At 72.1% G+C, this 13,448-nt stretch carries 10 protein-coding genes; 5 read left to right on the forward strand and 5 right to left on the reverse strand.

Translation table 11 applies throughout. From position 1 onward, the window contains the following. Positions 1-35: 35 nt before the first annotated feature. The 4 genes from G401_RS0135295 to G401_RS0135310 all read left to right on the forward strand — a co-directional run bounded on the left by G401_RS0135295 (position 36) and on the right by G401_RS0135310 (position 3,819). Positions 36-731 carry a class I SAM-dependent methyltransferase gene (locus G401_RS0135295; RefSeq protein WP_027346194.1) on the forward strand — a complete coding sequence of 232 codons (696 nt, stop codon included), beginning with the start codon at positions 36-38 and terminating at the stop codon, positions 729-731. Continuing rightward, positions 731-1,885, forward strand: coding sequence for an alkaline phosphatase family protein (locus G401_RS50660; protein ID WP_034594081.1), 1,155 nt, complete (start codon positions 731-733; stop codon positions 1,883-1,885). Before G401_RS0135295 ends, G401_RS50660 begins: the two co-directional genes overlap by 1 nt. Before the next feature lie 10 nt (positions 1,886-1,895). Then, positions 1,896-3,203 carry a DNA polymerase IV gene (gene dinB, locus G401_RS50665; RefSeq protein ID WP_064741936.1) on the forward strand — a complete coding sequence of 436 codons (1,308 nt, stop codon included), beginning with the start codon at positions 1,896-1,898 and terminating at the stop codon, positions 3,201-3,203. Between the two features lie 220 nt (positions 3,204-3,423). Continuing rightward, positions 3,424-3,819 carry a DUF3040 domain-containing protein gene (locus tag G401_RS0135310; protein ID WP_027346195.1) on the forward strand — a complete coding sequence of 132 codons (396 nt, stop codon included), beginning with the start codon at positions 3,424-3,426 and terminating at the stop codon, positions 3,817-3,819. 86 nt (positions 3,820-3,905) lie between these two features. Here G401_RS0135310 and G401_RS0135315 read toward each other — a convergent pair whose 3' ends face one another. The 3 genes from G401_RS0135315 to G401_RS50670 are packed head-to-tail and all read right to left on the reverse strand — an operon-like array spanning position 3,906 to position 8,666. Then, complete coding sequence (locus G401_RS0135315; RefSeq protein WP_027346196.1) at positions 3,906-6,380, reverse strand: transglutaminase TgpA family protein; 2,475 nt, start codon at positions 6,378-6,380, stop codon at positions 3,906-3,908. After that, a complete protein-coding gene (locus tag G401_RS0135320; RefSeq protein ID WP_027346197.1) occupies positions 6,377-7,684 on the reverse strand; it encodes a DUF58 domain-containing protein in 1,308 nt (435 codons plus the stop codon). Before G401_RS0135320 ends, G401_RS0135315 begins: the two co-directional genes overlap by 4 nt. A gap of 1 nt (position 7,685) precedes the next feature. Then, positions 7,686-8,666, reverse strand: coding sequence for an AAA family ATPase (locus G401_RS50670; protein ID WP_051367651.1), 981 nt, complete (start codon positions 8,664-8,666; stop codon positions 7,686-7,688). A 422-nt stretch (positions 8,667-9,088) separates the two neighbouring features. Here G401_RS50670 and leuS point away from each other — a divergent pair, with 422 nt between their 5' ends. Continuing rightward, positions 9,089-11,917: a leucine--tRNA ligase gene (gene leuS, locus G401_RS0135330; RefSeq protein ID WP_027346198.1), complete on the forward strand. Its 2,829-nt coding sequence runs from the start codon at positions 9,089-9,091 to the stop codon at positions 11,915-11,917. A 276-nt stretch (positions 11,918-12,193) separates the two neighbouring features. On the opposite strand, the gene G401_RS0135335 is transcribed toward leuS, so the two are convergent. Together G401_RS0135335 and G401_RS50675 are read right to left on the reverse strand one after the other, a co-directional pair. Next, positions 12,194-12,658 carry a DUF2231 domain-containing protein gene (locus tag G401_RS0135335; RefSeq protein WP_027346199.1) on the reverse strand — a complete coding sequence of 155 codons (465 nt, stop codon included), beginning with the start codon at positions 12,656-12,658 and terminating at the stop codon, positions 12,194-12,196. A 61-nt stretch (positions 12,659-12,719) separates the two neighbouring features. Beyond that, on the reverse strand, positions 12,720-13,382 hold the full coding sequence (locus G401_RS50675; protein ID WP_034594082.1) for a TVP38/TMEM64 family protein: 663 nt from the start codon (positions 13,380-13,382) through the stop codon (positions 12,720-12,722). Between the last annotated feature and the right edge of the window lie 66 nt (positions 13,383-13,448).

The raw sequence follows: 13,448 nt of genomic DNA on the forward strand, positions 1-13,448 counted from the left end.
CCCGGAGACACCCGGATCATCGGTAGGCTGGCGGCATGGAGCGGACTCTCTCACGAGGCCAGTCGGCGCGTACCGGCGTGGTGTGGAACGTGCTGCGCGCGGAGCTGGAGCGGGCGGGGCGGCCGCTGCGCGTCGTGGACGTGGGCGGCGGGACCGGTGGTTTCGCCATCCCGCTCGCCGAGGCCGGCCACGCGGTGACCCTCGTGGACCCGAGCCCGGACGCGCTCGCCGCGGCCACCCGGCGGGCGGCCGATGCGAACGTGCGGCTCACGGCCGTGCAGGGCGACGCCGACGGCCTGGCCGAGCTGATCGAGCCGGGCAGCGTCGACCTCGTCCTCTGCCACGCGGTGCTGGAGATCGTGGACGACCCGCACCAGGTCGCCGCGGCCCTCGCGGCCTCGCTGCGACCGGGCGGCGCCGCGAGCGTCGTGGTCGCCAACCGCGCCGCGGCCGTCCTGGCCCGCGCGGCCGCCGGCCGCATCGACGAGGCCGCCGCGCTGCTGCGGGGCGAGGGGCGGCGGCGCTACGACGCCCAGACCGCCGCCGCGCTGCTGAGCTCCGCGGGTCTCCGGGTCGAGGCGACGCACGGTGTACGCGTGATCGCGGACCTCGTGCCCGGCCAGGCGGCCGACGCCGACCCCGAGGCGCTGCTGGAATTCGAGCTGGCGGCGGCCGCGCTGCCGCCCTACCGGGACATCGCCACCCAACTGCACCTGCTGGCCCGCGCCTGATGGACCGGTTCGAGACGATCGACCCCGCGTACGCGACGGGCTGGCTCGGCGACGTCCTGCCCGGAGCGCTGACGGCGCTGGGCCTGCCGGGGCTGGCGGATCCGCTGGGCCTGTCCGCCGAGCTGGCCGGCGTACGCCAGGTGGTCGTGCTGCTCGTCGACGGCCTCGGCTGGCACCAGATCGCCGCCGGGGTCGACGAGGCGCCGACGCTGGCCGCGCTGGCCGCGACCCGCCGCCCGATCACGTGCGGATTCCCGTCGACCACCCCGACCAGCCTGGTCAGCCTGGGCACCGGGGCCGCCTCCGGCGCGCACGGGCTGCTCGCGTTCACCAGCGTCCTGCCCGGCACGGACACCGTCCTCGTGCACACCATGTGGCACGACGACCCCGACCCGACCACCTACCAGCCGGTGCCGCTGCTGTTCGACCGGGCCCGGTCGGCCGGGCTGGACGTCGTCGCCGTGAACCGGGCGATGTTCGCCGGGACCGGGCTGACCAAGGTGATCACCGGCCACCGCGACTACCACGCGATCCAGGACTCCTCGGAGCTGGTCGAGGCGGTCGCCGCCGAGCTGGCCGCCGGCAAGCGGCTGATCTACACCTACCATCCCGAGGTCGACGCGACCGGGCACGAGTACGGATACGGGTCGCCGGTGTGGCGTACCGCGATGCGGCAGACGGACGAGCTGGTCGTGCGGCTGATCGAGGCGCTGCCTCCGGGTGCGGCCCTCGTGATCACCGCCGACCACGGCCACCTCGTGTCGCCCCCGGAGCATCGTCTCGACCTGGACGCCGTTCCCGAGCTGACGGCCGGGGTCCGGGCGATCGCCGGCGAACCCCGCGTACGCCACATCCACGCGGTTCCCGGCGCCGAGGCGGACGTCCTGGCCGCGTACCGGGAGAGGCTGGGCAAGGTCGCCTGGGTCGGTACGCGGGACGAAGCCGTCGCCACCGGCTGGTACGGCCCGTTCGCGCCCGGGCACGCCGAGCGGCTCGGCGACGTCATGGTGATCTGCGAGGGGGACTGGTCGCTGCAGGCCACCGCCCGCGAACCCGAGCGGGCCGCCCGGCTGATCGGCTACCACGGCGCGCGTACCCGGATCGAGATGGAGATCCCGCTGCTGGTGGCGCATTCTGTCGCACCCGGGCGCTAGATTTCGCGGCATGGGACGGGAGCGCGGCGGTCGCGAGGAGCGGGACTTCGGTCCCGACGGCGACGACTCGGGCGCCCCGATCCTGCACGTCGACATGGACGCGTTCTTCGCCTCCGTCGAGGTGCGCCGCCGGCCCGAACTGCGCGGCAAGCCGGTGATCGTCGGCGGCACCGGGATCCGGGGCGTCGTGAGTTCGGCCAGCTACGAGGCCCGCGCGTTCGGCGTACGCAGCGCGATGCCCACGTCCCGGGCCCGGGCGCTCTGCCCGCAGGGGATCTTCCTGCCGGCCGACTTCGAGGCCGTCCACGCGGCGTCGACGGCCGTGATGGCGATGTGCCGGGACGTGACGCCGCTGGTCGAGCAGCTCAGCGTGGACGAGGCGTTCCTCGACGTGAGCGGCGCCCGGCGGCTGCTCGGCCCGCCGGTCAGGATCGCGACGGACCTGCGGGAGCGGATCGCCCGGGAACTCGGCCTGCCCAGCTCCATCGGGATCGCCCCGACGAAGTTCCTGGCCAAGCTCGGCTCGACCCGGGCCAAGCCGAACGGGCTGCTGCTCATCCCGCACGATCGCGTCCTGGAGTTCCTGCACCCGCTGCCGATCACCGCGCTGTGGGGCGTGGGGGAGAAGGCCGCCGAGCGGCTGCAGCGGTTCGGCCTGCGTACCGTGGCGGACGTCGCGAACACGCCGATCTCCCTGCTGCGCACGGCCGTCGGCGACGCCGCCGCGCACCACCTGCACGAGCTGGCCTCCGGCCGCGACCCGCGTACGGTCACCACCACCCGGGAGGAGAAGTCGGTCGGCGCCGAGACCACCTTCGACGTGGACGTCGAGGACGCCGGCCGGCTGCGTAAGACCCTGCTGGCCCTGTCCGGGCAGGTCGGCGGCCGGCTGCGGGCCTCGGGGCAGCTCGGCCGGACGGTCGCGATCAAGGTCCGGTTCGCCGACTTCCGGACGATCAGCCGGTCCCGGACGCTGGGCGACGGCACCGACGTCACCAAAGAGATCTTCGAGACCGCGTGGGCTCTCTACACGGCCCTCGGCGACACCGACCCGATCCGGCTCATCGGCGTACGCGTGGAGGGCCTCGCGGCGGCCGCCGGCACCGCCCGGCAGTTGGCATTCGGGGAGAAGGAGCGCGGCTGGCGTGAAGCGGAGCAGGCGGTCGACGCGGCGGCGTCCCGATTCGGGCAGGCCGTCGTCGGCCCGGCGAGCCTGCTGAAGGGCGGCGTGCCGCAGCGGCGCGGCGGCCGGCGGCCCGGCGAAACGCCCCGGGACGCCCACGGCGATGCCCCCGCGAACCCGGCGGCCGGGCCCTAAGCCGGTCTTTGGCGACAAAACCGGTGGGCCGGGTAGTCTCGACCCGCTTTCCGACGGCTCACCTGCCTCGTAGACTTGGGGGACAGCGGCCGCCTGGCTGCTGCGAGATCTTGTCGGCCCCAGCGTCGCCGGCCCGGTCGGTGAGTTCCCATCCGCGAGGGTGGACGCTCATCCGAACGGCGACGGGAGCCGGCCCGGCGATCACCGGGGAGGAGTGCCCGTGCCGCTGTCAGAGCACGAGCAGCGACTGTTCGAGCAGATCGAACGGTCCCTGGCCGAGGACCCCAAGTTCGCCTCGGCGGTGCGTAGCACCGATCCGCGCTTCCACGCGCGCCGGCGCATGATCGTCGCAGGTGTCGTCGTGCTCGCGGGCCTGGCGCTCGTGGTGTACGCCGCCGTCGACAGCAACACGTTCATCGGTGTGGCGGGTTTCCTGGTCATGCTGCTCGCCGCCGCCTTCGGCATCCAGTCGCAGCGCAAGGCGCACGTCTCCGAGCTGCGCTCGGTCGGCGGCACCGCCTCGCGGCGTACGCGCGGCGGTGGCGGGGGCACCAGCGGCGGACTGCTGGCCAGGCTGGAAGAGCGCTGGCGCAACCGGCCGGAAGGCCGCTTCTAGAACGGCTCAAACACAAGGCCCCCGCCGGACGACGGGGGCCTTGTGTTTGTCGCTGTCTTTCGCTGTGCTGCTCTTCCGGTGCGGCCTCAGCCGCGGGAGAACACGCGGCGCGGGTTGAACCGCGACAGCCACACCCGCATCCGGCTGAGCTTCACCGCTGTCCCGCTCACCCCGTCGAGGAAGGCCAGCCGCCACCGTGCCGTCACCGAGGGCGGCATGAGCACCGCGTACACGCGTACGCGCCACTCGGACGTGCTGATCAGGTAGCGCCGGATCGCCCGCAGCGAACCCGACAGCGGCTCCGGATCGAGCGGGGTACGCGCGTACCGGGCCCGCTCCTCGGCCATCGCGAGCTGCCGGGCGCCCGTAGCCGCCTCGGCCGGCAGTTCCTGCTGCTCGATCAGGCGCCGGACGGCCGTACGCGGAGTCTCCGCCGCGTCCGCCGGTACGCGGAAGTCGATCAGCGTGTCCAGCAGTTCGTCCCACGCTTCGTGGGCGAGTTCCCGGGCACGGTCGGCGCCGCTGTCGGAGACGATCACCATGACGCCCGGCTGGTCGGGGACCGCGCCGACGACTTCGCCGAGGTCGGCCGCCTGACTCGCCTTCACCTGCCGGGACCGCCGTCGGCGCAGCCGCCGCCGCAGCAGCATCGGCAGGCTGAGCACGACGATGACGAGCACCACGCCGCCGAGCAGGTACCACGGCCACACCGGGGCCGGGGTGATCGGCTGCCCGTTCGCGTCGAGTCCGGCGTTCGGGTCGTGGTTGTTGTCGCCGCGCGGGTTCACGTCGTCGCCCCCGCCGCCCGGGACCACCGAACCGGGCGAGACGCTCGGCGCGGCCGTCGGCCGGTTGACGTCCGGCGCCCAGTCCGAGGCCACCGAGCCCGCCACGTAGGTGCTGGGCGTCGCGTCGAACGGCACCCAGCCGAAGCCCTCGAAGTAGACCTCGGTCCAGGCGTGCAGGTTGCGGTTCGTCAGCTGGTAGACGTTCTGGCCGTTCTCGGTGCGGACGTTGCTGCCGCGGGTGAACCCGAACGCCACCCGGGCCGGGATGCCCGCGGTACGCACCATCCAGGCCAGCGCCGCGGCGTACTGCTCGCAGAAGCCGGTCTTGTTGTGGAGGAAGTCGACGATCTTCTGACCCGACGTGCCCTCCACGGTCGACAGCGAGTAGCGGAATCCGTTGCGGGTCGAGAAGTAGTCGTAGAGCGCCCGGACCTTCTCATAGGGGGTCTTGGCGTTCTTCGTCAGGTCCTCGACCAGCTTGTTCACCTCGACGACCAGCGGCACCTGCGTGTACTGCCGGCGCAGGGCGTTGTCGGCGCTGAGCTCCGGCGAGCTGTTCAGCTCGTCCGGCGTGTAGATCGAGCGGACGTAGTCGAACTGGTAGGACCGGCCGCCCGACCGCGAGCGCAGCGAGAAGACGATCCCCATGTTCGGGTCGTACGCCCAGTCCGAGCCGATCTTCTGGGTGGACACCGGTTCGGCGTACACGGGCAGCATCGGCATGTCGAAGTTCTTGCCGATCTGGACCTGTGCCGTGTACTTCTCCCGGCTGACCCCGAACGACGGGCGCTGGTTCGGGTCGGGCAGGTCGGCGCTGCCGATCGCCTGCCCCGACGGCGTACGCGTCTTGAACCCGCTGGACGTCAGCTCGTCGGCCACCCCGAACTTCAGGTAGTACGGGTCGCCCTCGGTCGTGGTCACCTTGACGAGATCCTGGACCGAGGTCTGGTTCAGCCGGCCGGCCAGGTCGGCGAAGAGGTTGACCGTCGCCGGACCGCCCTTGCCGTTGCCGCCCCGGTTCGGGCCGTTGCCCTCGCCGCCGAAGGAGTCGAAGACGCTGGTGCTGAACGTGGGCACCATGACCGGCAGGACGACCGCCGCGAGCACGCCGACCACGGCCAGCCGCCGGCCCGCCGAGGTCAGCGGGGACGACTCCCACGCGTCGACGTCCCGGCCGTCGCCGGTGAAGCGGCGGCCGAAACGGCGTACACGGTCGGTGTTGTCGGCCACGAGCAGCCACAGGTAGCCGACCGCGCCGATCATGAACGGGAAGATCGAGACGGAGTCGGGGAACACCGCGACCGGCACCGCGTAGATGGCCAGCATCGGCAGCCCTGACAGCGCCGGGCGGCGCAGCCCGACCGTGAACAGGTCGGTCAGGATGCCGACCACCCCGATCCCGAACACCGTCAGGAACAGCAGTCCGCTCAGATCCTCGACCGGTACGCCGTTGTCGCGGATCTGCGTACCGGCGTCGCCGAGCAGCCTGCCGAAGTAGGCGACCGTCTCCGGGGTCGGGATGAAGCCGAGCAGCGAGTGCCCGTTCGAGAACAGCAGGGTCAGCGTCAGGAACAGCACCAGGAACATGGCCAGGCCCTGGGTGGCGACCCGTCCCCGCAGCGCGCGTACGCCCGTCGCGGTGGCGGTGATCAGGCCGACCGCGAAGATCGACTGCACCATCCAGGTCCAGTGCTGGAAGATCCCGGCCAGCGGCACGGCGGACATGATCGTCGCCGCGCCCGCGATGAACCCGAGGTTGCGCCGGTTGTTCATCGCCGGCCCCCCGTCGTCGGCAGGGCGGTCTCGGCCAGCGCCGCCCGCCAGGCGAACCCGGCGGAGCCGCGGCCGGCGGCCGGCCACAGCGCGGGCAGCTTCGAGCCGTGCTCGGCCCCGACCACCCGCCAGCCCGTGTGCAGCATGCCGAGCGCGGTCGCGGACCGCGCTTGATCGGCCTCGGCGCGCGCCTCCGGCGTCAGGTTCAGCCACGTCGACGTGTCGAGCAGGAAGCCCACGCACGTCGTACCGCTGCCCCGCAGGCCCGCGAGCATCTGCACCTCGACATCGCTGAGCTGCCCGAACACCGCCAGGATGAGGCCGCCGTCGGCCCGCCGCCGCGCGTGCTGCACGAGCGGCGCGACCCCGCTGGCCTTGCTGAGCTTCACCTCGGCCAGCCGGTCCATCATGTGCGCCTCGCCGGCCGCGTCGGTCACGTCGATGTCGATCGACCCGTCCGAGACCAGGCGTACGCGGTAGCCGGCCTCGCGCAGATGCATCGCGATGCTGGCCGCGGCGGAGACCGCCCACTCGAAGCTGGCCGTCGGGCCCTCACCCCGGTGCGCGTTCGCCCGGGTGTCGAGCAGGACGGTCGCCCGGCTCTCCCACGGCTGCTCCTCGCGGCGCACCATGAGCTCGCCGACGCGGGCGGTCGAGCGCCAGTGCACCCGCCGCAGGTCGTCGCCGTGCCGGTACTCCCGCGTCGCGGCGTCGTCCTCCCCGTGCACCGACACCGAGCGCGCCCGCGAATCCCCGGAGCCCGCGAACTCGCCCGCGAGGCGTACCGAGGGCAGGGGGACGACCTGCGGGATCACGACCAGGTGGTCGGTGCTCGGGAAGGCCCGCGTCAGCTCGCACAGCCCGAAGGGGTCGGTCATCCGGATCGACAGCGGCCCGACCTCGTAGCGTCCGCGTGCGTCCGCCCGGACCGTGTACGCGACCGAACTGGCCTGTCCCGCACCCAGCCGTTCGAGCACCAGCCGCGGCCGGGAGCCCAGCGCGTACGGGAGGCGGTCCTCGAGCAGCAGCGTGCCGGTGGGCAGCCGGGACATGTTCGACAGCCGCAGCACCACGCGGGACGCCGAGCCGACCGGGACCCGGTGCGGTTCGAGCGCCCGCGTGCACGACAGCTTGTACCGCGACCGGCCCACGTACGCCGCCGCCAGCAGCGGCAGCACGGCCAGCAGCACGGCGACCCGCAACAGGTCCCGCTCGCCGAGGATGAGGGCGGCGATGGCGGCGGCCGCGGCCGCGGCGAAGAACGCGCGCCCCCGGGTCGTCAGTCCGCCCAGCGCCTCACGCACGTCAGCGCCTCCGCTCGTAGGGCTGCGTGCCGCTGCGCCGGTCGGTCGGGATCGGCAGCCGGTGCACCATGTCCGCCACGATCGCGTCGGTGGTCCGCCGGGCCAGCTGCGCGTCGGCGGTCGGGATGATGCGGTGCGCCATGACCGGCACGGCCAGCGCCTGCAGGTCGTCCGGGAGCACGTAGTCCCGGCCCTCCAGGGCGGCGATCGCCTTCGCGGTACGCAGCAGCTGCAGGCTGGCCCGCGGGGACGCGCCGAGTCGCAGGTCCGGCGATTCCCGGGTGGCGGTCACCAGCGTGATCGCGTACTGCTTGACGGCGTCGGAGACGTGCACGTCGCGTACGGTCGCGATCATCCGGCGGACGGTGGCCGCGTCGGAGACGGCGGTGAGCACGTCCAGCGGGTCCTGCGACGAGTGGACGTCGAGCATGGCCAGCTCGGCCTTGGCGTCCGGGTAGCCCATCGCGATGCGCGCGGTGAACCGGTCGCGCTGTGCCTCGGGCAGCGGGTAGGTGCCCTCCATCTCGATGGGGTTCTGCGTCGCGATCACCATGAACGGCGTCTGCAGCGGGTAGGTGACGCCGTCGACGGTGACCTGCCGCTCCTCCATGCACTCCAGGAGGGCCGACTGGGTCTTCGGCGACGCGCGGTTGATCTCGTCGCCGACCACCAGGTTCGCGAAGACCGCGCCCGGCTTGAACTCGAAGTCGTGGTTCTCCTGGTTGTAGACGTTCACGCCGGTGACGTCGCTGGGCAGCAGGTCAGGCGTGAACTGGATGCGCCGGACGGAGCAGTCGATCGACCGGGCCAGCGCCTTGGCGAGCTTGGTCTTGCCGACGCCGGGCACGTCCTCGATGAGCAGGTGGCCCTCGGCGAGCAGGACCGCGAGGGCCAGCCGCACCGTGGCCGTCTTCCCCTCGATCACCTGCTCGATGTTGGCGACGATCGCCTCCGTCGCGGCGCTGAACTCCTCGGCGGACATCGTGGCGCCGAGGTCTTCGCGACCGCCGTCCCATGACCCAGCAGGTAGGGGGTTTCGGGTGGTCAACGGGCCTCCTCATGATCGGAACCGGGTATGCGCCCTGTTAGACGCGGTAAGTGTCCCGACGGGTTGGCAGACCGTCCGTGGACGCTTGGTGACGCCCGGGGTGTGGGTGAAGTCTCCTCCCGTAACGGATACCTCAGCAACACACCTCGGGGATTGCTGAGCGTGTCAACCGGTTCGACCGGTTCGCAGGAGCGGGGGTACACTGCGCATATGACCCGCTTCTTCGGGCTCCTTCTTAGCGGGCCGTGCTGACGCTGACAGCAGCGTGAGCACGGCTACCCCTCCCTGTGCGAGGGGCTTTTTTATGCCCGCATCCAGATCAGAGTCCGACGAATGTGCGAGAGATGGTGGAGACGATGAGCGAGGCCGACGCCCCCGCGTTCCGGTATACCGCGGCCCTGGCGAACGAGATCGAGAAGCGCTGGCAGGACTACTGGTCCGCGCATGGCACCTTCCACGCCCCGAACCCGGTCGGCCCGCTCAGCGACCCGTCGCACCCCCGCTCCGGCGCGCCCAAGAAGTTCGTGCTGGACATGTTCCCGTACCCGTCCGGGGCCGGGCTGCACGTCGGGCACCCGCTGGGCTTCATCGGCACCGACGTGTTCGCCCGCTTCCAGCGGATGGCCGGGCACAACGTGCTGCACACGATGGGCTTCGACGCCTTCGGCCTGCCCGCCGAGCAGTACGCCGTCCAGACCGGCACCCACCCGCGGGTGACGACCGAGCAGAACGTCGAGCGCTACCGGGCCCAGCTGAGGATGCTGGGTCTGGGGCACGACGAGCGCCGGAGCGTGGCCACCACGGACGTCGGGTTCTACCGGTGGACACAGTGGATCTTCCTGCAGGTCTTCAACTCGTGGTACGACGAGGCGGCCGGCAAGGCGCGTCCCATCGCCGAGCTGGAGGCCCAGTACGCCGACGGCACCCGCGCCACGCCGGACGGCCGGGACTGGGCGGACCTGTCGGCGTCGGACCGGCGCGCCGTGATCAACGAGCACCGCCTGGCGTACGCGTCGGACGCGCCCGTGAACTGGTGTCCCGGGCTGGGCACGGTACTGGCCAACGAGGAGGTCACCGCCGACGGCCGCAGCGAGCGCGGCAACTTCCCCGTCTTCAAGGCCAACCTGCGGCAGTGGATGATGCGGATCACCGCGTACACCGACCGGCTGATCGACGACCTGGACACCCTGGACTGGCCCGAGCCGATCAAGATGATGCAGCGCAACTGGATCGGGCGGTCCTACGGCGCGCACGTGGACTTCGTCAGCGACGCGGGCCCGATCACCGTGTTCACGACCCGCCCCGACACCCTGTTCGGCGCGACCTACATGGTGCTGGCACCCGAGCACGAGCTGGTCGACTCGCTGGTTCCGGCGGCCTGGCCCGAGGGCACCCACTCCGTCTGGACGGGCGGGCACGCGAGCCCGGCCGAGGCAGTGTCGGCGTACCGGGCCTTCGCGGCGGGCAAGTCCGAGGTCGAGCGCCAGGCGGACGCCAAGGAGAAGACCGGCGTCTTCACCGGCGCGTACGCGACCAACCCCGTCGACGGCCGCCAGGTACCGGTGTTCATCGCCGACTACGTGCTGGCCGGCTACGGCACCGGCGCCATCATGGCCGTCCCCGGCCAGGACGAGCGCGACTGGGAGTTCGCCGAGGTCTTCGAGCTGCCCATCATCCGCACCGTCCAGCCCCCGGCGGGCTGGGCGGGCAAGGCGTACACCGGGGAAGGCCCGGCCGTGAACAGCGGCATGCTGGACGGGCTGGGCATCGCCGAGGCCAAGAAGAAGATGATCGCGTGGCTGGAGGCCGAGGGCCACGGCAGCGGCGCGACCACCTACCGCCTGCGCGACTGGCTGTTCAGCCGGCAGCGCTACTGGGGCGAGCCGTTCCCGGTCGTCTACGCGGTGACCGCCGACGGCGACGTCGACAACCAGCCGATCCCGCTGCCCGACAGCATGCTGCCGCTGGAACTGCCCGAGGTCGCCGACTTCTCGCCGAAGACGTTCGACCCGGACGACGCCGACACCGTGCCCGAGACCCCGCTGTCGCGCAACCGCGAGTGGGTGGAGGTCGAGCTGGACCTGGGCGACGGCCTGAAGCGCTACGTCCGCGAGACCAACACGATGCCGCAGTGGGCCGGCTCCTGCTGGTACCAGCTGCGCTACATCGACCCGACCAACGAGCAGGCGTTCGTCGACCCCGCGAACGAGGCCTACTGGGTCGGCCCGTACCCCGACATGGCGTCGGGCGGCACCGACCTGTACGTCGGCGGTGTCGAGCACGCCGTCCTGCACCTGCTGTACGCCCGCTTCTGGCACAAGGTGCTGTTCGACCTGGGCCACGTCTCCTCGTTCGAGCCGTACCACCGCCTGTTCAACCAGGGCTACATCCAGGCGTACGCGTACACCGACGACCGGGGCGTCTACGTTCCCGCCGAAGAGGTGACCGAGGACCCGGCCGGCGTCTACCAGTGGCACGGCGAGAAGGTCGGCCGCGAGTACGGCAAGATGGGCAAGTCCCTGAAGAACGTGGTGACCCCCGACGAGATGTGCGAGCAGTACGGGGCCGACACGTTCCGCGTCTACGAGATGTCGATGGGCCCGCTGGAGGTGTCGCGCCCGTGGGAGACCCGGGCCGTCGTCGGCGCGCAGCGCTTCCTGCAGCGCGTGTGGCGGGCCGTCGTCGCGGAGGAGACCGGTGACCTGGTCGTCGTCGACGAGCCGGCCGACGACGCCACCCGCCGCCTGCTGCACCGCACCATCGCCGGGACCCGGGAGGACATGTCCGAGCTGCGCTTCAACACGGCGATCGCCAAGCTGATCGAGCTGACGAACGCCGTCACGAAGGCCGGGCGTACGCCGCGCGAGGTGGCCGAGCCGCTGGTCCTGATGGTCGCCCCGTTCGCGCCGCACATCGCCGAGGAGCTGTGGTCCAAGCTGGGCCACGAGGGCTCGCTGACGTACGCCGACTTCCCGGAGGCGGACCCGGCGCTGCTGGTCCAGGACACGGTCACCTACCCGGTCCAGATCAACGGCAAGCTGCGCGGCAAGATCGACATCCCCGCCGACACGACGGAAGCCGCGGTCCGTGAAGCCGCCCTGGCCGCCGTAGCCGACTCCCTGGCCGGCCGAGCGCCAAAGAAGGTCATCGTCATCCCCGGCCGCATGGTCAGCGTGGTCGTCTAAAAGCCAACACGCCGACGTCTCCACCCACCGGAACCCCCAGGTGGCCCTGTACCACCACGGACAAGGACACCCCCGCCGCGTAAGGGAGAAGCCCGGACCCGCGCCGCCCGGCAGCGCACAAGATCCGCGACGAAGTCGAGGATCTCTGAAGCTGACGGGCGGTGCATAAGGGGTCCGGAGCGCCGACCGCACCAGCAGCAACCTTCACAATGCCCCCGATGGCAATGCCCCCGAGGGCCCTGCCCCCCGAGGGCACTCCCCCCCGAGGGCCGGCTCTCAAGCCCGACCCCACACCGCCGCAGCCCCCGAATCCCCGGTCCGGGCCACCTCCACCACGGCGATCACCGCGAGCACCAGCACCAGCGCCCGCAGGCCGCCCTTGACCCAGGCCGGCCGCGGATGGTTGGGCGAATCCTGCAACGCCCACAGCATCAACGCGGTCGCCAGCCCCAGCCCCAGCGTGAACCAGAACGTCGCCGTCCCGAGCGAGCGATGGTGCAGGACATTGGCCGGTGCGCCCTGCGGGAACCGGTAGCTGATGAACTTGTCGCCGGACAGCTTGGCGAAGAGGGCCGCCAGCGGTCCGACCGCCGCCAGGATCGCCGCCAGCCAGCCGGTACGCCCCCGCCAGCGGGGCAGGAGCGCGTACGCGGCCGCGAACAGGGCGAGCAGCGGGATGAAGACGACGGCCGCGTGCACGAACAGCGGATGCGCCGGTACGCCGAACACCGTGCTGAACATGCCCCGATCATTGCTGCCCAGGGGGGCCTGTGTGCGCCGAACGTCCGGATTGGGCGTTGGTTCAGCGAGTTTGGGCGGTCTCCGGGTGGCGGGATCTGCCCGAGTATCTCCAGTAGAGGGTGGCGCCGACCATGACGCAGAAGCTGATCGCGGCGGGGGCGTAGGTCAGCAGGGTGGCGCCGTGCGGGGAGACGACCGCCGCACCGATCGCCGTGTTGGCGAAGGCGCTGGGGGTGGCGCCGATCGCGGTGCCGATGACGTAGTGGCGAAAACGCGTCGACGACGTGCCGTACGCGTACCCCATGAGGCCGAAGGGCGCGATCGGCAGCAGGCGGACCACGACGACGGCCAGGACCCCGCGTTGGGCGAGCCAGCCGTCGATCCGCGACCAGCGGCCGCCCAGCCGGGCGGCGATCGCGCGGCGGCCGGCCCAGCGGCCGAGCCAGAAGGTGGCGACCGCGGCCAGCACGGCGGCGCTCAGGGCCACGGCCGCGCCGGCGAGGGCACCGAAGAGCACGCCGCAGACCAGGGACAGCGCGGTACGCGGAATCAGCACCATCAGCAGCACCGCGCCGAGCAGGATCCCGGCGGCCGGGCCGACCGCTCCGAACGACCGCAGCCGTTCGGCGGCCTCGGCCAGGGGAAGCCGGCTGGATGCCAGTGCGAGCAGCCCGACGATCAGTGCCAGCGACCCGAGCCGCAGCAGCAGCCGCCCCCTGGCCACCGAAGGCGACCCGGCAACAGCCGACCCGACAGCAGCCGACCCGACAGCAGCCGACCCGGCAGCAGC

The sequence above is a fragment of the Hamadaea tsunoensis DSM 44101 genome (assembly GCF_000428945.1).
GTDB classification, from domain to species: domain Bacteria; phylum Actinomycetota; class Actinomycetes; order Mycobacteriales; family Micromonosporaceae; genus Hamadaea; species Hamadaea tsunoensis.

Coding starts and splice junctions, on each gene's coding strand:
- G401_RS50660 (WP_034594081.1), top strand. CDS start 731: ATGGACCGGTTCGAGACGATCGACCCCGCGTACGCGACGGGCTGGCTC.
- G401_RS0135335 (WP_027346199.1), bottom strand. CDS start 12,658: ATGTTCAGCACGGTGTTCGGCGTACCGGCGCATCCGCTGTTCGTGCAC.
- leuS (WP_027346198.1), top strand. CDS start 9,089: ATGAGCGAGGCCGACGCCCCCGCGTTCCGGTATACCGCGGCCCTGGCG.
- G401_RS0135315 (WP_027346196.1), bottom strand. CDS start 6,380: ATGAACAACCGGCGCAACCTCGGGTTCATCGCGGGCGCGGCGACGATC.
- dinB (WP_064741936.1), top strand. CDS start 1,896: ATGGGACGGGAGCGCGGCGGTCGCGAGGAGCGGGACTTCGGTCCCGAC.
- G401_RS50670 (WP_051367651.1), bottom strand. CDS start 8,666: ATGTCCGCCGAGGAGTTCAGCGCCGCGACGGAGGCGATCGTCGCCAAC.
- G401_RS0135295 (WP_027346194.1), top strand. CDS start 36: ATGGAGCGGACTCTCTCACGAGGCCAGTCGGCGCGTACCGGCGTGGTG.